At 34.9% G+C, this 24,520-nt stretch carries 19 protein-coding genes and 1 pseudogene; 12 read left to right on the forward strand and 8 right to left on the reverse strand.

Annotated elements, in window-relative coordinates; all coding sequences use genetic code 11:
- The first annotated feature begins 340 nt into the window (after positions 1-340).
- The 9 genes from JGH11_RS04755 (at position 341) to JGH11_RS04795 (ending at position 10,065) form a co-directional block, all read left to right on the forward strand.
- Complete coding sequence (locus JGH11_RS04755) at positions 341-1,525, forward strand: ATP-binding protein (protein WP_201110425.1); 1,185 nt, start codon at positions 341-343, stop codon at positions 1,523-1,525.
- Between the two features lie 60 nt (positions 1,526-1,585).
- Positions 1,586-3,412 carry a tetratricopeptide repeat protein gene (locus JGH11_RS04760; protein WP_201110426.1) on the forward strand — a complete coding sequence of 609 codons (1,827 nt, stop codon included), beginning with the start codon at positions 1,586-1,588 and terminating at the stop codon, positions 3,410-3,412.
- A gap of 156 nt (positions 3,413-3,568) precedes the next feature.
- Positions 3,569-5,914 (forward strand): outer membrane beta-barrel family protein, encoded by a 2,346-nt coding sequence (locus JGH11_RS04765; protein ID WP_201110427.1) that lies wholly within the window; start codon positions 3,569-3,571, stop codon positions 5,912-5,914.
- 278 nt (positions 5,915-6,192) lie between these two features.
- Positions 6,193-6,600 (forward strand): hypothetical protein, encoded by a 408-nt coding sequence (locus tag JGH11_RS04770; RefSeq protein ID WP_201110428.1) that lies wholly within the window; start codon positions 6,193-6,195, stop codon positions 6,598-6,600.
- Between the two features lie 42 nt (positions 6,601-6,642).
- Positions 6,643-7,026 carry a hypothetical protein gene (locus JGH11_RS04775; protein WP_201110429.1) on the forward strand — a complete coding sequence of 128 codons (384 nt, stop codon included), beginning with the start codon at positions 6,643-6,645 and terminating at the stop codon, positions 7,024-7,026.
- Between the two features lie 371 nt (positions 7,027-7,397).
- Entirely contained in the window at positions 7,398-8,246 is an 849-nt protein-coding gene (locus JGH11_RS04780) for an RteC domain-containing protein (RefSeq protein ID WP_201110430.1), read from the forward strand.
- A gap of 272 nt (positions 8,247-8,518) precedes the next feature.
- The gene (locus tag JGH11_RS04785; protein WP_201110431.1) at positions 8,519-9,052 is read left to right on the forward strand and encodes a dihydrofolate reductase family protein; all 534 of its coding nucleotides are present in this window, start codon (positions 8,519-8,521) and stop codon (positions 9,050-9,052) included.
- 282 nt (positions 9,053-9,334) lie between these two features.
- Positions 9,335-9,700: a helix-turn-helix domain-containing protein gene (locus JGH11_RS04790; RefSeq protein ID WP_201110432.1), complete on the forward strand. Its 366-nt coding sequence runs from the start codon at positions 9,335-9,337 to the stop codon at positions 9,698-9,700.
- A gap of 2 nt (positions 9,701-9,702) precedes the next feature.
- Positions 9,703-10,065, forward strand: a complete 363-nt coding sequence (locus tag JGH11_RS04795) for a helix-turn-helix domain-containing protein (RefSeq protein ID WP_201110433.1) — start codon at positions 9,703-9,705, stop codon at positions 10,063-10,065.
- Positions 10,066-10,085: 20 nt separating this feature from the next.
- Here JGH11_RS04795 and JGH11_RS04800 read toward each other — a convergent pair whose 3' ends face one another.
- The 8 genes and pseudogenes from JGH11_RS04800 to JGH11_RS04835 all read right to left on the reverse strand — a co-directional run bounded on the left by JGH11_RS04800 (position 10,086) and on the right by JGH11_RS04835 (position 19,854).
- Complete coding sequence (locus JGH11_RS04800) at positions 10,086-10,232, reverse strand: hypothetical protein (RefSeq protein WP_201110434.1); 147 nt, start codon at positions 10,230-10,232, stop codon at positions 10,086-10,088.
- A 396-nt stretch (positions 10,233-10,628) separates the two neighbouring features.
- On the reverse strand, positions 10,629-10,802 hold the full coding sequence (locus tag JGH11_RS04805; protein ID WP_201110470.1) for a hypothetical protein: 174 nt from the start codon (positions 10,800-10,802) through the stop codon (positions 10,629-10,631).
- Between the two features lie 210 nt (positions 10,803-11,012).
- Positions 11,013-11,384, reverse strand: coding sequence for a hypothetical protein (locus tag JGH11_RS04810; protein ID WP_201110435.1), 372 nt, complete (start codon positions 11,382-11,384; stop codon positions 11,013-11,015).
- Between the two features lie 2 nt (positions 11,385-11,386).
- Positions 11,387-11,728, reverse strand: coding sequence for a hypothetical protein (locus JGH11_RS04815; RefSeq protein WP_201110436.1), 342 nt, complete (start codon positions 11,726-11,728; stop codon positions 11,387-11,389).
- A gap of 330 nt (positions 11,729-12,058) precedes the next feature.
- Positions 12,059-12,397: pseudogene (locus JGH11_RS04820) on the reverse strand (RHS repeat domain-containing protein); the annotation flags it as partial.
- Between the two features lie 61 nt (positions 12,398-12,458).
- Positions 12,459-17,822, reverse strand: coding sequence for a helicase-related protein (locus JGH11_RS04825; protein WP_201110437.1), 5,364 nt, complete (start codon positions 17,820-17,822; stop codon positions 12,459-12,461).
- Entirely contained in the window at positions 17,812-18,249 is a 438-nt protein-coding gene (locus JGH11_RS04830) for a DUF1896 family protein (protein WP_201110438.1), read from the reverse strand. Before JGH11_RS04830 ends, JGH11_RS04825 begins: the two co-directional genes overlap by 11 nt.
- 219 nt (positions 18,250-18,468) lie before the next feature.
- Entirely contained in the window at positions 18,469-19,854 is a 1,386-nt protein-coding gene (locus JGH11_RS04835; protein ID WP_201110439.1) for a DUF3945 domain-containing protein, read from the reverse strand.
- A 198-nt stretch (positions 19,855-20,052) separates the two neighbouring features.
- Here JGH11_RS04835 and JGH11_RS04840 point away from each other — a divergent pair, with 198 nt between their 5' ends.
- From JGH11_RS04840 to JGH11_RS04850, 3 genes are all read left to right on the forward strand, one after another.
- Entirely contained in the window at positions 20,053-21,069 is a 1,017-nt protein-coding gene (locus JGH11_RS04840; RefSeq protein WP_201110440.1) for a YafY family protein, read from the forward strand.
- 62 nt (positions 21,070-21,131) lie between these two features.
- Complete coding sequence (locus tag JGH11_RS04845; RefSeq protein WP_201110441.1) at positions 21,132-23,171, forward strand: type I restriction-modification system subunit M; 2,040 nt, start codon at positions 21,132-21,134, stop codon at positions 23,169-23,171.
- On the forward strand, positions 23,168-24,502 hold the full coding sequence (locus JGH11_RS04850; RefSeq protein WP_201110442.1) for a restriction endonuclease subunit S: 1,335 nt from the start codon (positions 23,168-23,170) through the stop codon (positions 24,500-24,502). The genes JGH11_RS04845 and JGH11_RS04850 overlap by 4 nt, the downstream gene beginning before the upstream one ends.
- Positions 24,503-24,520: the final 18 nt, after the last annotated feature.

Raw genomic sequence — 24,520 nt, forward strand, 5'->3', positions numbered from 1 at the left:
TCTCTAAAATTCTATTTTAGAGAGTTTTTTTATTTTCTACCGGAAATCTGTCTGTTCGTTTCCGAGTTTTCAGTGATCCGAGCGGGAACGCTACTTTATGCTTTAAATGACTAGTTGTCAGTATTTTATTTTTCCTTGATGTGACAATGGTAACGATTTGGCAACTCGTAATTAATACGGCACTTTCATTCGCTCAATAAGCTGTCTAACAAAGAATTATGTACAAATATAATCAATACTTCTGAATAAACACTCTTGTTTTTTATTTTTTATTACTACAGATTTGTTTTTGTTAATATTTTGAGTAAATTTACTTGTAATATTGAGTAAATTAAATATTATGTTTAAAAGGTCACATATAGAAACACTTACCAATCGGGTAAAAGAAGAAAGAAAGTTTATTCAGGTGGTAATGGGACCACGTCAGGTGGGAAAAACGACATTAGTGTCACAGATGCTAGAAAACATATCCATTGAACACCACTTTGAATCCGCTGATGCTATTCCCAATTCAAATGCTACATGGCTGCAACAGATTTGGGAAAGTGTGCGTCTGCGAATGAAAGCAGGTAATATTGCTGAATATCTATTGGTAATAGATGAGATTCAAAAGATAGATAATTGGAGCGAGGTCGTAAAGCAACAATGGGACAGAGATACACGAGAAAAGATAAACATAAAGGTAGTCATACTCGGTTCATCACGTTTGATGATTCAGAGAGGGTTAACAGAATCGCTTGCAGGACGTTTTGAAACCTTATATCTAGGTCATTGGTCGTATGCTGAAATGGAGAGTGCTTTTGGTTGGTCTAAAGAACAATATATCTATTTTGGAGGTTATCCGGGATCTGCATCTTTAATTAAGGATGAGGATCGTTGGAAAAACTATATTAAAGACTCTCTGATTGAAACAAGCATATCCAAAGATATTTTAATGCTCACTCGTGTTGATAAACCTGCTTTACTTAAACGATTGTTTGAGTTGGGCTCACTCTATTCAGGGCAAATCTTATCCTACACCAAGTTGATTGGAGAATTACAGGATGCAGGCAATACAACAACGTTAGCTCACTATCTAAATCTGTTATCTGATTGCGGGCTTTTAGGAGGATTGGAGAAGTATGCAGGAAATGTAATACGAAAACGGTCATCCAGCCCGAAATTTCAGGTATATAACAATGCTTTATTGACATCTCAGGATGATAAGTTATTTGAAGATGTCGTTGTAAATGCTAAAGAATGGGGACGATTGGTTGAATCTGCTGTGGGTACACATCTAATCAATCACTCTATTTCTGAACGCTATAATCTATATTATTGGCGAGAAGGGAATGAAGAAGTTGATTTTATTCTCGAAAGAAATGGTAAAGTGGTGGCTTTGGAGGTTAAGAGTGGACAAAAATCAGATAACACAGGTATGGCTGTATTTGCTAGGAAATTCAATCCTTCACGGATGATGCTTGTTGGTACAGGAGGTATTCCTTATGATGAGTTTTTAAAGATTAATCCAAAAGAATTATTTTGAAATGGTATTATGAAAATTGGTAATCGTTTAATTTAGAATATTTTTAGCTCCATAAAACAAATGAAATACATATATATAACGATATTACTCACACTCATAACTATTTCCTGCAATAAAGGAATAGATATTCTTCCTTTTGACATTGATAAGGCGCAAACACAGATACTACAAAATCCAGATAGCATAGCAAATATCTTGGAAGGACAGATAAACGCGTTTACTTTATCTGGTCAAAATAAAGCTGATTATTGGTTTTTACTCACGAAAACTCACTTGCAACAAGGAAGAAGTCTAATCAATGATTCATTAATACATTTCTCTGCTGAGTATTATAAAACAAATAACTCACCTCATCTATCCACTGCGTATAGATTAGCTGCCTATCAAATAAATTGGCAGGGAAATAAGTATGCAGAGAAAGAGAATCTTTTACTAAAATCATTAGAAGTCGCAAAAAACAACAGAGATACAATTGAGATTGTTAAAACCTATAATGACTTGGCTTATTCTTATTTTAAAGCAAAAGAATATTCAAAAGCAATAAATACTTATGAAAGAATTATAGAACTATCATCCTGTTCGAGAACAATATCCGTATCAACTGCTATGATAGGAGTTGAGTATGCTATGCTTGGACTGAAAGATTCCTGCGTTACTTATTTTGACAAGGCTATTGCACTTGTTAAAAATGAAAATAACCAAGCCTTACTATATGATATGCTTCGCAGCTACGCCGATTGTCTTAACAGTTTTGGAGATAGCAAAAAGGCACTTGATATAATTAACCAAGCCAATCAACTAGATGGGAGTTTCAATAATGAATATTACTCTAATTTTACATCTTTAAATGCCTTCTTAAATCTAAATCAGTTAGATTCCGCAAAGGTTTATCTTGATTACCTGAGAAATAATAATCTCGCTATATCTCCCACCGATGAAAGTTACTTTTATGTCAATGATGTAACCTTAATGTTCCAATCTTTATATAATGAGAAAAAAGGACTACCATTAGAAATACTGAGTATGGCTCATCATGGAGACAATGCAATGAATGTTATTTGGAATAATTCAAGTGCAGATAAGGAACGAATTTTTACACAAAACAAACTCTCTAAGGAAAAAGACAAACTTGAAATAGAAAAAGCACAGCAATTACAGACTTATCTTATAATTATAATTATTCTACTATTCATTATCGGCGTTATAATATTTACCTATCAACGAAAAGTCCTGAATAAAGAAAGACTTATTCAAGAAGCAAAAGAGCGTTTACAAGAGAATACTATCAGGTTATATGAAAATGAAAATCAGATAAAAGAGAACGAGGATCTAATTGGGGATTTGACAAGTCAGATTGAAGAGAATAATAGGACTGAAGAGGACTTAGCCAATATTGAACAGATTGTCGAATCAAATAGAGTATTACAAAAACAGAACAAAATTCTGAATGAGGAAATAGATAAATTCTCTGAGTTATTGAATAAAAAAGGTACTGAGAAGATAAGTAATCAAAATATAGCTTTACAAGAAAGAGAGAAATTTCTTCTTGACCAATTGATTATAAATCATGATGTGTTGAAGAAGCTTAAATATTCTCCTCAGTTTGTTAAAGATGAACAATGGCCTTCAATAATAAATACCATTAATGTTTTGTATAATAACTATGCTGTACGTTTACAAACAGAATATCCAACTCTTACAGAAGAGGATATTCGTTATTGTTGTTTGATAGAATTACGTTTAAGCATATCGATAATCGGTACACTTATGGCGGTGTCTGCAACATCGGTATCCAAACGTAAGCAACGTATAAAAGAGAAAATGACCAAAATAAATAGCAAATTATTCAGCGAGCAATCCCTTGAAAATTACCTTTGGAATTACTAAGGTCATTCTTTGTCCATATTCTAGGATGTATCTTCAATAGCAAACTGCTGTAATATAATCGTTTATCAGTTTCTATTTGTCCATATGATGCCAATACCAAAATAGTCTAATCAATATATGGTTAGTCTAACTTTGTCATGAAATAAAATTATTTTCATGATGAAATCAAATCGACTTCCCACGGCGTTGTTTATATTTAGCTTTTTGCTATTATCTTGTACACTTTGCTATTCTCAGAATTTCAACGTCAAAGGGAGAGTTTTAGACGTAACAGGAAAGCCTATTGAATATATTAATATTGTTTTCCTAAATATGCCTGATAGTTTATATTGCGGTGGGACAGTAACAGATAGTTTGGGCAATTTTAATTTTTCAGCAAAAGAGGCTCACTTTTTAGTAGAATTCTCACTGATAGGCTATAATACTGTCCAACGCTCTTTCTCGTTGGAAAACGATATTGATCTGGGAAATATAACTATCACTGAAAATGTATATGACTTAAGTGAAATTACTGTTACAGCTGTACGACCTCAATTTAGAATGACAAACGGCAATCTTGTTACCAATGTAGATAATACCCTATTAAGTACGGTAGGAACAGCTAATGACATTTTGGAACACATACCGGGAATTTCAACTAAAGGAAGTTCGGGAATTACAGTATTCGGAAAAGGGGTTCCAGTCATATATATAAATAATCGGAAGCTATATAATTCTCAAGAATTAGACCAGTTGCAATCCTCCGACATATTAAGTATAGAACTATTAAACAATCCCGGCTCTAAATATGATTCAGAGAACAAGGCAGTAATTATTATAAAAACAAAGCCCAAATCTTTAGGCTTTTCCGCTAATATTTCCGAAAGAATTAGGGTTGGAAATTATATTGGAAATACAGAAAACATCAATTTAACCTATACGAATAACAAGTTCAGTGCATATTTTTCGTATTATCATCATTATTTGAAGAACAAAACGCAGGAGAAATCATCTTATCAGATTTATACTGATACGCTTTGGGGACAGTATATAAATCAACCATATATTTATATGGATAATACACATGATCTTTCGGCAAGTTTTGACTACTCCTTTACAATGGGGCACATTGCCGGAATGAAATATCAAGGGACATTTTCTTCAAGCAAAAATACACTTAATGGAGATGAAAGTTTCTATGCTAATGACAATCTAGAAGAAAGCATTATTAGTCGCACCTTGCAAACACAAAAACCAAATACACATTTGCTTAATGCTTTTTATGATGGACAGCTTAATGATAAATTCAGACTTCATTTCGATATGGATTATATACAAAAGAAATCTCCATCTAATCAAGTAACCGAAGAGAAATCTAGTATAGCGACAAATAGCAGAAAAGTTACGATAAACAGCGAATCAGATTTCAAATTGATTGCAGGGAAAATGACGGCAGCATATGCTTTCAAGGAAAATTCCCAAATCGAACTTGGCACTGAATACAATATTATTAAAGGCAAAGGTTTCTATACAAATAATGCTGATTTGAGTAAGAGCAACATATACACCAACGATGAAGAAAAAATTGCTGGATTTATTAGCTATAAAACAGTTATAAAAGATTATCAAATCGGTCTTGGATTACGCTATGAATATGCACACGAAAAAGCAACCGAAGATTCTATAAAGATAGTGAGAGTAAATAAACACTATAGTAACATATATCCGAATATAACCTTATCCAAAAACTTTAGGAAGGTAAACATGAGCCTAAATACCAATGGAAGAACAAGGCGACCTACTTTTTCTGAATTAAATAGTAATGACTTATATCTGAATCCATATTTGACCCAAAAGGGGAATCCGTATTTGAAAAAAGAAGATTACTATGAAGTGAACTACAACCTTATGTATAAAATCCTAAACGTCAGTATGGGATATTCGTATGTGAAAAATCCGATAGGAATAGACTTCCTTCAAGATGAAAATTCTTCTGCCAATACGATTCTTACCTATAAGAATTACGACAAATATCAAAACTTTAATATACTCGCTACTATTAATTACTCTTTGGAGTTCTGGCGACCACAATTAACAGTAGGCATGACAAAACCTTTCTTTACAACAATGTATAGGGATGAGAAAAGTGTACGAAATAAAACCAGTTATAATATTGAGTTTTATAACCATTTTGTTCTACCTAAAGATTATACTATTTCAGTTTATTTCACTCATCAGAGCGATTATGATTCATACATGACACGTTGGAATGGTTATACTGAAATGGATTTGAGGATTCGTAAATCTCTTTTCGACAAAACACTCACTTTGAATCTATATATCAATGATATATTTAACCGGAAGAAAGATGTAAACAATACATATATAGGGAAGCATAATCTTACAATAGATAGAAAGAGAGAAAGCCTATATGCTACTTTTTCTATTCAATACATATTTAATAACAGCAAGAAAAGGTATCAAGGGCAGAATGCATCTTCTGATGATATAGATAGATTATAAGAATTTAAATTCGAATTACTATAATCGTAGTATTGACTGTTCATTGGAACAGCTCAGAATTTTAAATAAGAAAGAGAAAAATAGGCATAAAAATTTTTGTATATGTCTATTATTTGGAGATAAATATTTGTTTGTCTACGAATCTATTAAATTGGTCTACATTATACAACTGCAGATGTTTTATCATTATATATTTAGTAGCAATATAGGGATGAATAAGATTAAATCAGTTTAACTCGAAAATAATTTAAAAAGTATAACATTAAAAATAAACAATTATGCAAGCATTAAGAATTTTATTCCTATTTACAATGTGTATTTCATTTTTTAATTGTAGTGATGATGATTTCAAGTTTAGTACAGAATCACTAATTCAAACAAAATGGAAAGGAGATTTAAAGGAGTATCATAAGGGAGAAAACATTCGTAATTCGACAGTAGGAATCATATTTTACAATGAACAAGAGGGAGAGTATGATGTTAAAGCAGAAAATGCTTCTAACCCAACTAATACAGAGTTTAGTTATTCAATAGAAGAGAAAGTCCTCATTATAATGCCTAGTGGCATAACACTTGGAGGTCGATGGATAATTTCTCATTCAGAAAAAAACAAGATGACATTAGAACGAGGAACTGGCTCTGATGATGGATATAATGGAATAATGACTTTGACTAAAGTAAATTGATCAAAATAAGGTCAAATTATATTAAAACGTAAATAAATAATTATGAAATATATACTCATCTTATTTATTACTAGCCTTATCGCTTTTAGTTCCTCTTGTAAGAAAGGCGAAGCTAAATATGAGATGTCAGATTCTATCAAAAAAGAATTAAACTTAATAAATTTCACACCTGATAGTCTACTCAGTGTTGAATTAAGAGATAAAAAGCTGAATCTGCTAAAGATTATTAACGACTGTATTATTGTCAAGAATAATCAGATAATAACTACTGCTACGCCTGAGACATTTAGAGATGTAAATCTTTCTGAAGAATATTATAATCTCCTCTTGAAAAATATTGATGAATTTAACAACTATACGAAAGAGAATAATATTGAAAATGTGGATAAGATGATAGATAAAGCAAAAAATGAGATGTTTCGCTAACTTATAAACTTATAATTATATGGCTAGTATACTTTTACTCCTCAAGTTAGAAATAAACGTTTAGTCCGTTCGTCTACCAATAGCCTACATTTGTCTACATTAAATAATTAGACTTCTCTGATTGCATACATTTACTACTGAAATTAAAATAGGTAATTATGCAATGCAAATCAGTAAAATCAATAATTCAAGTCTTACTGTTACTATTAGTAGGAAGTAATGGGTATGCACAGATATGCCTGAAATCAGAGTATTGAGTAATTAATTCTAAATTAATAGAATTAATTATCTAATTATAAATTATTTACATGTAATTCTAGAGCTGTCGTTAAATTAAAAGGAGACAACTACCTATAGATATCAATGTTATTATGGAGCAATTTATTCAAGATATACGACAAGAATTTAATGAAGAGATTCAGAATATTCAACAATCAGAATATGATATTATAAAAGAATCGACTCAGATTATTTCTGTATTAGAAGAGGTTTTCGAAAAGCTAAAAAAGTTTGTAACCAACCTGACTTTTAAAAATCAATCTGAAGAAATACAGTTTTTTAAAGAGGTAAAACCTCAGATGTTCAGTTTGCTGATTTATTACAATAAGGTTTACAACGTTGAGATGCGAATGCCCAATGGAACTGTAAATGACAAAAAACTATATTTAGAGAATATCCTTGGACGGATAAAATATTTCTTCGAAATGAATTTTGATTTCTATCACTATTATCGTTCAGGAAGTACGCATTTGGACAAATATTATTTTCTCAGGAGTAAGCCTGATATACAATTACTATTAGATAGCTTCTATTTTGAGAGAGATTCTAAATTTTCAACGAGTCATGATTTTAAGGTCTCAAAAATACTAGCTTATGAGATGCTCACAGTGTATCTAAATAATAAGTTGATTCAATTAAACAAAAATGAATTTCCAACTGATACAATCAACTCTATACCAAAGGTAAAACTAACATGGACAGGGAAGAAAGCGGAGCTTGTAGAACTTATATATTCTTGGGATACTGCAAAGTGCTTTAATAACGGAAATACTAATATAAAAGAGTTAGCAGAGTATATTGAATCTGCATTCAATATCAATTTGGGCGATTTTTATCATACATTCCTTGAAATCAGAGAACGTAAAGGTAGTCGGACTCAATTCTTAGACAAGCTTATCAAATTTCTTAATGATAGAATGGATAATTTAGATAATAAATGAATCAGAATAATAAACTATATTTGTATGAATAAAATTGATAATAGCGGAAGTGTCAAGGATACTTCCTGAAATATAACATAACGTTCGCTGAACGTCTCGCTACGAAAACTGGTAATTTTTAGAAGGATGAGACGAGCAGAGTATCGTTCATACTATACGAAAGTATGGTGTGGACGTGCCTGTTTCGTCCTTCGGGTATACCAGTACCTCGTAGCGGAGCGGTGCATGTTCCACACTTCTTTTTTGTATATTGCATTCTAAATACGGAAAACATGAGAAAAATTAAATTATACATTGCATCATCTATTGATGGTTATATTGCTGGCTCAGACGGAAGTTTAGATTGGCTTTCCGGATATCCTATTACTCCCGAACTTAATTATGGATATGACCAGTTCTTTGAGTCTGTAGATACTGTTGTTATGGGAGGAAGGACATATCGTGATATTTTAAATATGGATGTGATATATCCGTATGAAAGTAAAATATCATACATTATAACTAGGAATCAGATAAATCATTCAAACGAGAATATTCATTTTATTACAGATAATATAGTCGAAAGTATTTCGGATTTGAGAAAGGGGCAAGGAAAAGATATTTGGCTTGTTGGAGGTGGAGAACTGATCTCAATACTCCTAAGCCATGATTTGATTGATGAAATGATAATAACATATATTCCAACCTTACTTGGTGATGGAATTCCTCTATTCCCCAAGTCGAAGAAAGAATCTAATTGGAAACTTATTAATAACCAGTCTTACAATAATGGTGTTCTAACTATTGAATATCAACGAATAGTGTAGATAAATACATTTTTAATTTACAATATAAACTCCCAAGCTATCCCCAAGTTTGGGAGTTCTTTTTTCTATATTATTCTTTCAAAATATCTCACTAAACGACCGTTTTATTGAACTTGAATTTCTGAAAAGATCCTTTCCTCTGATTATTTTACTCACACTATAAAAACTACCTCTTACACCTACTAAGCATAAGGCAATTAGGACTTTATTCGAAAATACTTATCCCAACATGGGAGTTTAATCTATCAGTATATCAGACCTTTGTATCAAACGAAATTTGATATGGAAGTTATTACAATAGATTCTGAAGCATATAAAAATATAGTAGAGAAGATAGACACTATTGCTGATTATGTCAAAGGACAGGGAAATCCAAATACTTCTACCAACTTAGACAATGAATGGGTAGACAGTTATGAAGTCTGCACTTTCCTGAAAATAAGCGAACGTACATTACAACGTTTACGCACCAATGGAATAATATCTTATTCTATTATTTCTGGTAAAACTTACTATACTATTGCAGAAATCAAACGTGTACTCAAAGAGCGATTAATAAAATCTACAGATGAGCATCTGCAAGACCTGATAAAAGGTCATCAGGAGTATGCTGAACAAAGGAGGAAGAATAAACCTAAAATGCCATAATTATGCTACGAGTAGATGACGAAATATTTGAAGCAAATATCTCAGCTTTGGCTAAACTCATAAAAAGAGTTGAGGAGAAGATAGATAAATTGATAGTCAGCAGCAATACCGTTATGGATGAGCGTTTACTTGATAATCAGGACTTGTGCCTTTTCTTGAAAGTCACACCTCGTACACTCCAACGGTATCGCAATATGGGATTGCTTCCTTTCAAAACGATCTGTCGTCGGAACTACTATCGGGAATCGGATGTAAAAGAGTTTATAGAAAAGTATTTTGGAGGAAAAGATAATCTTACTGATAAAGATAAATGGGGAAGAAAAAACAAACGTAGAGATGACGATGAAGAGAGTGTACTAGTTTGATTATTTTTTATTGATTTGGATCAGCGAGGGGGGAGAGGAGCCAGAAAAGGCAATGAAGTAGCAAGGTTATATGCCGATAATAAAGTAGATAATATTATGTATGCAAACCATGCATACATAACAGGCACATTATGAGTCTTAAATAATCCTTTGACATTTGCTGCCATCTTTTCATAAACATTTTTTCAAATTGTATACCTTCTAAGACAAAAAGAGAATCTCTAAAATAAAAATAACCATATCCTCTTGATACAAAATCTTTATAATAAGAACGACTAATATAGAAGCTTATCGCATCTGACAGATTCTTTGCCCCTACACTATTTTCTACTCGATATTATTAACACAATATTCATCAATATCACAAGCCCTGCCCAAGAACGTTTAGGCGGGGGCTTATAATATTTGAAGTTTATTTAGAGTAAATCATTTTTTTAGTAACACAAGAGAGACAGAAAAATATAATTGAAATAGTACGTAAGATATCTTTCTCCCATTTTGTGAAAATAACTTCTGATTTTTTAGAATAATATAAAGTTGGTAAGATATTGTCATTAATGTTCTTATAACCCTGTTTCGTCATCCAACTCTTTGGCATTGAAGAGATATGGAGTATTCCACTTGTTGTTACGTTCTTCGATGAACACCTCACCAAACGGAACATACTCGATAAGAAGCTGACTTATTATCTGCTCCTGCATAAGTTCCTGTTGCCGATGCCAGACGATACAAACCATCGTAAGTATAAGTATGCTCCATCTGACCTCCCATACCTGTTGCCGGACGTGATGCTCTAGAGCGAATGATTACTGTTCATCTACCGACAAGCCTGACACAACCCAACAGAAATCGTGCGGTAGTGGAAAAAATAGGGACGACCTAATTATCGTCCCTATCCATTCAAAGGTTTCTTGTAAAAAATATCCAATCACTTATAATAGCAGTACTTAATTCGATGCACTACCACTGTTTAACAATAAATTACTTAATTTTCTTGAGGTACTTTTATCCATTAAATAAGTGAGACCTTCAATACTGAAAAATTCCTTATCTTTATCTATAATTACGGAATTTTGATTCTTTTTTTTAAATATTAAAGTTTCTCTTGAAATAAATACAGCAGGACTTCTTTTTGATAATTTAATCAAATTAATAATGTGATTTATTTTATCCCTATCAGTAATTACGATAGAATCAGTAACTGACGTTTTATAATAAACTTCATCAACCTCAGAAAATAATTCCTTTTCCATCTTTCCATTTGTTGTTATACATCCATACAGAAGACCTAAAAGCGACATCAAATATAAATATTTCATAATCATTTTTCCTTTTCTCCCTTTAATCCCCCTCTAAAAGAATTGTCTATATTACTACCAGGATCGACTAATATCGTACCTGAAATATCCCCATTATCTACTTTTTTAGTAATATCTTTCCATAACTTATTTGGTGTTATGGATCTTATTAAGAATGTAAAGATATTTTCTTTGCCTAATTTTTTCTTAAAGACGGTTTTATGAAGTACCTCGCTAACATATGTCGCACAATTAAAAGATTTTCCTTGATACTTATGCTTATTTGCATTCAAATAACTAGCTTTTTCGTGAGCTTGTTGATCTGTATCATAATCTGTATGCAACTGTAGAACACCTTCTTGCATAATATCTTCTTTAGGAATTCCTGTATCACTTAAAGGGTTATAAGGGTGTAGCTTTGTTAAATTATCACTAGTAAATTCAGATATGTCAGAAATTATAACACCGTCCTTTCCGGCATCATGCGATCTATATCAATCTACAGTCGATAATGCACCTTTTACTCCAGCCAAATTTACTCCTTCTTGAGGCCAATTATCATAGTAGGTAAATGTCCCATTTGGAACCATGACCTCCTTTCCATCTATTGTAGTCTTTTCATAATTAGAAATTGCAACTCCAGCATGACCTACTTGACCATTAGACGTCGTCCATATAATAATAAAAATATCTTTTCCATCTGGATCAATAAACTTGATCGGATTCTGGAAAGTATAAGCATATGTAGATATATTCGGATACTTCTCCTGTAGCGGGTCAGTACTTATCCATAGACTAATTCTTGGATCATAATAGCGTGCTCCATAATAGTATAGTCCTGTTTCTTCATCCAACTCTTTGGCATTGAAGAGATACGGAGTGTTCCAACGGTTATTTCTTTCTTCTATAAAGACTTCTCTAAACGGAACATACTCGATATGCTGAACTACTTCGCCGTCTAAATTAGTAATTAGCGACGAACTATCCAAATGATCGGAGTGATAATAATACTGGAACAGTTCAGGATTGTCATTCTCTTGCGGTACGAATGATTTAGTCATCGGTTTGTCATCACAGCAGAAACCACCTCCATTTTTAAATTCTCATCTTATAAGGCTGTTGCTCCTGCCTATTCTCCTCCGAATCAACTTTTCCAATTAAAATTCTATCCCTATTAGCATCAATAATATCCTTGATGCTCATGGGTTCGCCCGAACGAATAGAATTATCCGTTACACTAACTTTAGGAGTAGAGTCTACAACCTGTGCTTCCTGCACAGGATCATCCTTTGTTTTGAGCGTTTGTAGAATTTGCCTGTCTAAAGTAATAAGTTGTTCTTTTAGGTCTTTCAATTCAGGATCTTTTTTGAATATCGAGTTTATAACCTCTTTGAGTATAGGTAGGTCTTTAGACAAACGCTCGTTATCGGTCTGGTATTTCTCAATCAGTTTCGGAATACGCTCCAAAGCATTGAGAAAATTCATAGATGCCAATTTCGGATCAGTGGCAATATGACCATTATTGTAATTGTATTTGATACCACCTTCTCCCTCAATAAAGAAACGGTTGTCTTTAAAAACAGAGCCTTCTTTTTGACTTTCCTCTGTTTTGACAAGCAACCTAAAGCCATAAAGTTCTCCAATCTTAAAATACTCGCCGTTGGTTCGGGCATTGTCTGAAAGTTGATTCAACTTTTCTCCGACTATTTTAATGTCATTGGAATTAATTCCCTCCAATTGAATTGGATTAAGTTTATTCCCATCTTTATCCACCTGAACACGGGCATTGAAATCATCCCAGTCCTTTTGAATACGGCTAAGCATCTGGGTATTCCCTTCAATAGTGCGTGCACTGTCCTCAAACTTGAAAGTCGCCGAAGATTTACTTTTGATAAAGGCTTTTTTCTCACTCTCCAAAGCGTTGATTTTCTTTTCCAATTTGGCTTTTTCCAACAGATCTGTATTACCCGAAAGAATAGCCACATACTCCGAAAAATTCATACCCGCACTTTCGTCCATACTGCCCTCATCAATGGTACGGCTACCCATGCTGTTGTTCTTTAACTGATTGATAAAGGTCTGTTTGTTCTGCAATAGGTTAAACTTGTAAGAGTCCAAGCTCTTTTCGACTGCATAGATTAATACATCTACCTTGTTATCGGCATATAGTTTGGCTATTTCATTACCTTTTCTGATTGCCCGACCATCACGCTGTTGCAAATCCGAAGGTCGCCACGGCGTATCTAAATGATGAATAGCTATGGCACGTTGTTGTGCGTTTACACCTGTTCCCAACATAGAGGTAGAGCCGAATAAAACACGAATACGTCCCTCATTCATCCCATCTATCATTGCTTTACGAGCCTTGTCCGTTTTAGCCTCCTGAATAAAGCGAACTTCATGGGCAGGAATGTTATGATCTTCCACCAGTTTACGCTTAATCTCCGAATAGGGATTCCATTCATTGGGCTTGTATGTTCCCAAATCAGAAAATACAAATTGTGTCCCTTTATACGAATTGTACTGATTGTAATATTCTGCAATTTTAGCAGCACAATGCGAAGCTTTGTTGTCGATATGATCGCCATAGTGCGGACTAATCATACGCATATCGAGCGACATCTTTCGGGCATAGTCGGTCGCAATCAACATCTTTGCCTTCTCTTCACTATCCGACAATGGGGCTCGTCCGAGTAGGGTGGCATCGCCACTCTTGGCGAACTCCATCAACTTTCCAATAAATATCTCCTGTTGTGGAGTCGGTGGAATATTATACAGAACTTCGTTCTTCTCCGGTCTGTCAATACCAATATCCTTTGCTGTACGAAAATCTGTTATCTCTGCATAAAAATTAGCCAACTCAGGAACTTTGATAAAATACCGGAAGCGTTCTTTCTGCACAATCTGATTGGTAACCGAGAACTCATAATCAGTCGTTTTCTTGGCATAGATTGCTGCCCAAGCATCGAAAGAATTGACACCCTGTTTCTCCAACTCTTTCGGACGTAAATATTTGAAGAGCAAGTAAAGCTCTGTTAAAGAGTTGGAAATAGTTGTACCCGAAAGAAATGTAGCACCTAAGTCTTTGCCTGTACGCTCTTGAATAGTACGCAAAGCAAAAAGCATATTCAAAGCTCGCTGACTGCCTTCAGGATTACCCAATCCCGCCACTCTATCGTGACGAGTGGTAAAGGTCAGATTTTTGAACTGATGCGATTCATCTACAAATAGATGGTCGATGCCCATCATCTTAAAATCGACTACGTCGTCTGTTCGATTTTTAATTTGGTCTGCTAATACACTTAGTTTTACTTCCAGATTATTCTTTCGTATCTCCAAGCCTCTCAGCATACGTTTAGATGCAGCTTTACCCGTCATTGATTGAAGTACCCGAAGGTTCTCCTCTACCGAATCCAATTCTTCTTGGAATATCCGCTGTTGCATTTCAGGTGATTGAGGTATTTTCCCGAACTGGTCGTGTGTTAAAATAATGGCATCCCAAGAATTATTCTTTATCTCGTTAAAAATCTTTACCCGTTTGGATGGTGTAAAGTCTTCTTTGCCGGGATAGAGAATCTTTGCATTCGGATAAGCTGTCTTAAAGGTATGGGCTATTTCGTGTACGTTGGCTTTCAGCCCCAATATCATCGGCTTATTAACCAATCCCAATCGCTTCATTTCATAAGCAGCAACACACATAATAAGTGTTTTTCCTCCACCGACCTCATGGTCTGCAATACCTCCACCCATCAATTTCTGCATCCAAATACAATCCTTTTGACTCGGATAAAGGTCGGGTATTCCCAACCCTTTGAGATCTAAATCAGGAAAGGTTTGATGTGAGCCGTCATACTGTGGACGGACATAACAATTGAACTTCTGATTGTATAAATCAGCTAACTTATTCTGAAAGTCGGACGATTGCTCATTGAGCCAGTTCGTAAAACCATTTCGTATTTCATCTATCTTGGAATTGGCAAGTTGTATGGCTTCCGAGTCGGCAACCTTTACTTTTTTCTGCTCTCCGTTATCATCCAATACCTGAATAGTCTTGGTTATATTCGGAGTAGTGTTCAGTAACGCATTTTTCAATAAATGAATACCCGTGAATAATTGGCTCTCGCTTTGTACGGCAAATTTTTCCCGAATAATCAGATTGTTACTGTTAGTCGATACATTAAAATCATCACGGGATGCGTAATATTCAATGTTTACATCGGCTTCAAATAGCTGTGAGGCATAGTCCCGATAGATTTGCATCGGTATCCATCGTTCCCCAAAGTTAAAATCAAGCTCGGCATACTGTATCGGTTGTGGCATTGCATCCTGTAAAGCTTTAAGTGAGATTTGTGCATGTTTGTCTTCGGGATTATTCAGTACGTATCGCTTTACCTGTGCTTCTTTCTCGACTACATTCCCTGCAATAAACTTATCACGAATCTCATAGTTTTTAATGAGTGGATTGAAATAGATCTGTCCCTCTAAATCTCGGATTATATCATCTCTATTTTGATTGTCCAACAAAGATGACATATAATCCAATCGTATTTCTCCATATTTGTTGAGAGAAGCAACCAAAGCCTCGTGCGAGGTTTCGGCGTGTTTAATTTCATTGGGATTAAAGGCAACAGGTTTGTGAAAAATATCCGCTTTCTGAAATTTCCCATTCACCGAACGTTCCAAAGAAAGTATCTGTACACCTCCTGTATCCATCTTGAAAATATCCAGATTCTTCTTGTCGTTGAGATTTCCGTATCGTTTGATAAAATTATTATAGACGATATTCAGGTTGCTTCGAAGCGAAGCGTGTTCTGTCAGATGTTTGGCTTCGTGATTATATAAAGTGTGATAGATATCCCGAATCTCAATATAACGGCTGATTTTGGCTTTCTGTACAAAATCTATATCCATCGGTTGAAACTTCGCTCCATCCCGATAACGTTCTTTCAAGTAACCGACTTGTCCCAAGTCTTCAACCAGAGAGCCTTGCTTGTGGTATTCTTGTAATTCTCCGCTATAGGATCGAAGCTCCATAGGTAATTTGGGAGCTTCCTCTTTAGGAGAAATTTTCTTTTCTTCTTTGTCTTTGGAAAACAGACTAAGTTGAACAGGCTTTTGATTAGCATTGACTTTTCGTTTCTTACCTCTGCTTGGTTTAATCTGTGTTCGTTCTTCCTGTGAAAAACCGAGCAGATCGTATAAGGACATTGTTGATTGAGAAACATCCAATTCGATAGTTTGCTGTTTTTGGGGGACAGGCTCTAGTTTCGGTACTGAAGGAATACTGATCTTTTGAGCAGCTACAGTATGTGTATTGTACAAATCCAAACTTATATTTTGTTTAAAATCAGCCTGTAACATCTTACTTAAGTCCGTTGCAATTCTCTCTATTCCTCCATCATGTAGAAATACTTGCGCAGGTCTGCCGTAGGGATCTGTATCTATAAGCCCTCTGGTATGGACCACTCGCTCTGTATTATTGAAATAACTATTGGTAGTTACATTTGAAGTAATTTCAGATATTGTCAAAAATTTCTTCTCCGATTCTGTTAATGCCTGTTTGTTTGTGTTCTTTTGAAGAATGATTAAATCGCTACCGACTTCCGTTCCTGCATTATCTACAAACAGATTATTTGGTAAACGAACGGCAGATACAAGGTTGGTATGATCCATCAGCCACTTTCTTACGGTCTGATTATTTGGCGAGTTTAATACCCCTTGCGATGTGATGAATGCCAATACGCCACCATCACGCAAAGTCTCCACTCCTTTGATAAAAAAGTAGTTATGAATAGCTCGTGTAGCATCCCTATGTAGTTTATCGGTTTTCATAAATTCCGCATCAAAGACACTCATTTCTCCAAAGGGGATATTAGAGGTTACGACATCGAAATAGTTGTTGTAGCGACTTTCAATCGTTTCAAAACCTTCAACTAAAACTCTATCATCCGGATTGATACGAGAAAGTATTTTACCTGTGAGCAGATCTTTTTCAAAGTTTGTAATCTCTGCTTTTAAATATCGAGAAGAAAATGCAGAAGAAAATGCTCCCATTCCTGCGGATGGGTCCAATAAACGATTTACTTCGAGTTTGCTTTCTCGAAAAGCATCCGATATGGTTTGTACGACTAAAGGTGGGGTATAAAATGCAGATAGCACAGAATTCTTGATGCTATTAAAATATAGCTTGTATTCCAGTGCTGAATTGGTGTTTTCTCTAATAACCTGATGCAGTTCGGCAACCATCGGGAAAAGGTCCAGTTCCGACTTTGCCCAATGTACTGTGTCTGACAAACTATTTACAGGATTGAGCACACATTTGAGTCCTCCAAAACCTGAATATTGCATCAATACATCCTGTTCATATTCTGTAATAGTCCTTTGTTCTCTTTCAAGGCTAAGGACAATCTTGATAGCATCAATATTGGCTCTAAGATGAGCTTTTTTATTATAGCTCATTTTGTTCCTCCCAAATATCGATTTGACCTGTCAGTTCCGTATAGAGTTGATTGTATTCAGGGGAATTGGCAAACTCATCGTGCAGAGTATATTCGGCAAAGACTTCTTCACAAAAAGGAAGGAGCAACAAGGTCTTTTGATCAACTTCGTTTTCGTGGATATAGGAAAATTCTTCCCAAAGGATATTGCGTATGGTATCAAACTTGGAGAACAGAAGCCCTGTGTACAGACTTTTGGTTGCTATCTCTTCGGCTCGGTCGTGCGAGTATCCATCCTTTTTAGATTTGGAGTAAATTTCTGAGGCGATATCAGCACGTACTTTTATAAACTTGTAGTCGTAAGCTATTTGTGGGTGGCTTTCTTTGAGAAACGAATGGAGCAATAAGCCATAGTAGGATAGCTCCTCTATTTTATTTTTGGATTTCATATTTTAGGAAAATTAGTGGAGGTCTTATCCAGACCGTTTTTTGAAATGGAATTTTGCTTGTTAAAAGCAGAACGGCTCTTGGGTTTTCATCCCAAGAGCCTCCACCAATTCCTCAATTATTACAAGTAACCATTGTACCTCCCGATACCATAGTAACTATAAAGTAATATTGTAGAAATCAGTGGTAAATATACAGAATTATCTCTTAGGAGTTTTCATTTACATTCTTCTTCCTCGTGATTGTTGCTGAGACTCATCCTGCTCTTGTTGGGTGTCCTGCTTTTCTTTCTGCTGCTCAGTCGGAGTTGTCTGTCCCTGCTCTAACGGCTCTTTGACATTCTTGGTGGCTTCGGTGGTTTTCCCTTCGGAATTAACTGCGACCTGTACTTTGTGTCCGTCATCAGGCTTAACAAGTCCCTGTTCCAATGCTTTTTTGTAGTCGGTAGCAAACATAAAGTCTGTTTTACCCTCTTCGGGTTTCCATGTGATATAGCCGTTGTAGTTCTTGCCGTTGCGATCGGTAAGTCCACTCACATAAACAGTTTTTCCTTCCTGTAAGCTGGCTCGCTGATCTTCGGTCAGTTCTTTTTTACGAAAAGTCTTAGGAACTCTGTCTTGCTCCTGCGTTTGTATTTGGCTTTGTCGCTGATTATTTCCAAAGTAGATTTCAAGACCTCTTCGGTCAGCATTGATTTGGATATTGGCACTAAATAAAGTTCCTTTCTTCGATAGCATATCTTTCAAAAACACAGCCTTCCCTTCAGCCAGATCTTTCTTTTGTTCGTCATTTAGCACCACACCTTTAAACTCGGCAGGGAGTTTAATCCGATCGGCACGGAGAGCAACCAATTCATTGGTTAGTTTATCTACTGAAATGAAAGCCTGCATCTTCATACCTTCTCTTGGCTCAATCTCGATCAATCGCCCTGCATTACCTGTTTCACGAAGATTCTTTTTATCTTCATCCGTAAATGTGGCTCCCATAAAAGGATAATTGAGTTCGGGAGCGTTGCGTATGTTATGAATACGCAGTTTCAGATTGCCATCGGCATCCTCCCGAAAGGATAAACGAGCATCAGAATAGATAGATTCGCCTAGTGCATCGGTCTTGATGGTTACCAATACAGGGGATTTTTGCCAATTGAGCATAGGCTCTAAGCTTCCCGACCTTTCCAATTTTTCTTTGGTAATACCCAATTGTCCCAACTGCTCCCAATTGATTCGGGATTCGTCAATAGCCTGATAGGCTTTGGGTGCAAAGGCTTCGGGTAAAACACGATGTTCTCCTAAGAACTTCTCATTGGATGGATTATCCGGATCTTTGAGCATATTTTCCATCACGGAAACCATATTTTCAAAAGCATTGATCGGAACTTTGAAAAAATTGAAGTGTGTAGGATCTTTGTACTGGCTCAGGAAGTTTTTGAAGAAATTCTCCAATACATCTGCATTCTTGTCAATCTTTAAAAAGTCTGGCTCATTTTCTTTGCTAGGCTTGACAGTTTTGGGACTTCCATCTTCATTAATACCACTGACAACATTGAGGTCGTTACTGCCTTCTTCTGTGACCAATAGGATTTCTTGGTCGTTTACTTGTTCATTCATAAATCATAATTTTAGTGATGCATCAATAGTAATGCAGCCTAAAATTAGATTGAGAATAGGTGTATATAGTTGTGTTTTAAATAACTGTCATCTTGTGTCGTGTAAGTGTAGTAGATGTCTAACTAACCAAATTTCACACTACAATATAGAACTAATAATGTTTATCTTTGTAAGGAGGAATTTAATTTAGAATAATATATGGCAACTAATAAACATGCTATGATACGCTATAGAGCACTAGACAAATGCTTTAGTAATTTTGGACGAAAATTTTTCATTAACGACTTGATAGAAGCATGTGATAAAGCTATATATGAATATAGTGGTAGTGATATCGGTATCAGTCGAAGACAAATTTTTGAGGATATAAAATACATGGAAAGTGATGAAGGGTGGAGTATACCTTTGGAAAGATTAAACGAAGGGCGTAAGATATATTATCGATACGAAAATTCCTCCTTTTCAATCAATCAGCAACCATTAAGCCCAATGGAAATGGACCAGCTCAAAGATACAATTTATATGTTAAATCGTTTTAGTGGTATGCCGCACTTCGACTGGATGTACGAGATATTAGCTAGATTCGAAACTTCTTTCAATCTAAAAGGAGACACTTCTAATGTAGTAAGTTTCGAAGAGAATCCGGATTTGAAAGGCTTGTATTTTTTCTCAGACCTATTTAATCATATTATTAATAAACAAGTTATCAGGATTACATATAAACGCTTTTCTAAACCAGCTTATGAAGCTGTATTCCATCCTTATCATCTCAAACAATATAACAATCGTTGGTTCCTTTTTGGTTATAATCCTGAATTTAAAGATAAATATCCAATAACAAGCTTAGCTTTAGACAGAATAGAACAAATAAAAACTATTCAAGAAAAATATATTGAGAATGATAGTATAGACTTTTATGACTACTTCTATGATGTAGTTGGGGTTTCAGTACCTGAGAACCAAGAAAAAGAAAGAATTATACTAAAAGCAAACAACAAAGCTTACCATTATATAGTGACAAAACCTATGCATGCATCTCAAAAAGTCTTAAAATATGATGGAGAGATTGCAACTATTGAACTCAATTTGATTATAAATTACGAATTTGAAACACTGCTACTTGGATATGCAAATGAATTGGAAATTATTGCGCCCTTATATTTACGAGAAAAAATTAGGGAGAGAGCCGACAAAGTAATTTCAAAAAATTCTTAACAATGCAGTTTAGCTGCACAAATAAATCCGATATTTGCACTAGAAATAATTAAAACTAAAATATGACGCCACAAGAATTAGCTCAGATGATATGGAGCATCAAGGAAATAATCAGGGATGACTATAATGATAAAAACGTAGATGAGGTTATCCTTCCCTTTACACTATTACGCAGGCTCGACTGCGTAATGGAAAGCTATGCCGATAAAGTAAAAAAAACTATTGAGCAACTTCCTGAGCAGATGAAGGAAATGAAAGAAACGGATGAGGATAAATACAACTCATTCCTTGCCAGAATACTCAAAACCAAAAATATATCTTTCTATAATATTTCGGGCTTTTCTTTGGCACATATGTTAACTAATCCGAAATCGTTAGGGGATAATTTTAAAACATACCTTGAGGGATTTAGTGAGAATGTGAAAGAAATACTTTACAACTTTACAGGAGGGAAAGAGAAAGGACTAGGTCCAATATACGAAACTCTATTACGAAAAAATCTTCTTTTTAATGTAACTCAAGAATTTGTCACAAAAGCTGACTTACATCCCGAAAAAGTAGATAATCATACGATGGGAACTGTCTTTGAAATTATCATTCGTATGTCGAAAGAGAGTACAAATGAGACCGCAGGTCAGTATTATACCCCACGAGAGATAGTTAACCTATTGGTTAGCCTTGTCTTTACGGGACAAGAAGAATTAATGAAAACCCCTGGGCAACACTTTTCCATCTATGACCCTTGCTGCGGTACGGGTGGTATGCTTACAGTTGCCAAAGAGTATATGCAAAGTCATTCAGGTAGAAATGATGTCAAAGTATTTCAGTATGGTCAAGAAATCAACGAGCAGACTTATGCTATCTGTAAATCAGATATTCTGATGAAAGGGGATGAAGCTGATAACATCAAGCTTGGTAATACAATATCTGACGACAAGTTTCCGGGGAAAACATTCAGTTATATGATTACCAATCCTCCTTTTGGTGTAGATTGGAAAAAAGATAAAGGATATGTAGAAAATGAAGCACAAAACCCAAGGGGTCGATTCTCGGCAGGATTGCCCGATAGCAGTGATGGTTCACTTTTGTTTCTAATGCATATGATAAGTAAAATGGACGAAGGAGGATCACGTATAGGTATCATTCTCAACGGATCGCCTCTTTTCAATGGAGATGCAGGAAGTGGATGGAGTAATATTCGCAAGATGTTGCTTGATAAAGATCTACTTGATACGATTGTTTCACTACCTAAGAATCTATTCTATGGTACTGATATATCTACATACATGTGGATTCTCGATAATAAAAAACCAAAAGACCGAGAAGGTAAAGTATTGCTTATAAATGGGGCTCAATCTCAATATGCGTCCTTGCTTTCCCGTAGTCTCGGTAAAAAACGTTATGAGGTAAATGCTACTGGAATGAAAGAACTTCAACGCTTTTACAGAGAATATAAAGATGCCTATCATGACTTTGGAGATGGAGAATTCATACAAGTAGCCAAACTAATGGATAAAGAAGATTTTCTGTATACCAAAATAACAGTAGATAGACCCCTCAGACTAAAATACGAGAACTTAGAAAATAAGCTTCAAGACTTTTTGGAAAACACAAAAATGTCGGCAACCGAAAAAGATAAAGCAAAACAAATACTTCAACTGGTAAAAAAGGAGAGTCCGAAAACTCCATTGAATGATGAAGAGTTTTTCAATTATTTAGCTAAAAATAAAGTGAAACCAACAGCAGGACTGATCAAGAAACTACGAAGCTCTATTGGCGAAGTAGATGAAACTTTTGCTGAAGTGCTTGAATCTCCATTTGATCAAACATCGCCGTTTATCCCCGATACAGACTTACGAGATACCGAAAGCATACCATACAAACAAGATATAGAGACATACTTTAAGGAAGAAGTATTAAAGTTTGCACCTGATGCTTGGATGGACAGAAGTAAAGATAAAATAGGTTGCGAATTTCCATTTACCAAGCTGTTTTATGTCTATAAACCTTTACGAACTACCCAAGAAATTTGGGAAGAGATAATGACCCTCGAAAAAGATTTGGACAAGTCGCTAATGGATATAATGGAGGGTGAAGTATGAAGCGATATCCTGAATATAAAGACAGTAGTATTGAATGGATCGGAATGATACCGGAACATTGGGAGGTAAGGAAAATAAAAACCTTTAGTCCTGTAAAACGTGGAGCTTCTCCTCGTCCAATAGATAATCCAATATATTTTGATGATAATGGGGAATATGCATGGGTACGTATTGCTGATGTTACAGCAAGTGAAAGATACCTTACAAGTACAACTCAAAATTTATCAGAACTAGGGAGTTCATTAAGTGTAAAAAGAAAGCCTAATGATTTCTTCTTGAGTATTGCAGCAACTGTTGGAAAGCCGATTATAACTAAAATTAAGTGCTGTATCCATGATGGTTTCGTATGGTTTCCTAAATTAAAAATGAACCCAGAGTATTTGTATTATATTTTCACATCGGGGCAACCATATTTAGGGCTAGGAAAGATGGGTACACAGTTGAATCTGAATACTGAAACAGTAGGAGGTATATCAATACCTGTTCCTAATGATGAAGAAGTAAATCAAATTGTCTCTTTCCTCGACAAAGAAACGACCCGAATCGATAATATAATAGCTACACGCAAAAAACAAATCGACCTGCTGAAAGAATTAAAGTCGTCTATCATCAGTCGTGCCGTCACCAAAGGGCTAAACCCCGATGTCGTGATGAAAGACTGCGGTATCGAATGGATTGGAGAAATACCGGAGCATTGGGAAGTGAGAAAAATTAAAAATATTATAACTCTCCTAACGGACTACGATGCTAATGGTTCTTTCTCAGATATAGCAAAAAATACAAATATAAATAATGGAAATCCTTATGCTTGGATGGTTAGGGCTACTGATCTTGTTAATAAAAGGTATGGAATTGTAGAAGGAAATAACTATTGTGATATAGAAACTTATAAATATCTAAAAAAATCATCTTTAAAACCGTTTGACCTTTTAATCGCTAAAAGGGGGGAAATAGGTAATGTTTACTTAGTTCCTGACTATAAATCACCAATGACACTAGCTCCAAATACATATCTATTAAAGCTTAATACATCTATTATATCAAGCTATTATTTGTTTTTTGTTTTAAGTTCTAATATTGGTAAAGAACAATTAAAATTAAACAATAAATCAACAGCTATTGGAGCATTATATAAAGATGACGTAAAGTCAATTTATGTATCTCTTCCATCACTATCCGAACAACAAGAAATAGTCACCTATATCGAAAATAAAACAGCCAAGATAGATACTAGCATTGAAAAATTTCAAAAACAAATAGATTTGTTAACTGAATATCGTTCGTCACTAATTACCGAAGCAGTAACGGGAAAGATAGACGTAAGAAGCTGATAAAAAGTAAAACTTGAA

Origin of the sequence: Dysgonomonas sp. Marseille-P4677, from assembly GCF_016652235.1 — a bacterium.
GTDB lineage: Bacteria > Bacteroidota > Bacteroidia > Bacteroidales > Dysgonomonadaceae > Dysgonomonas.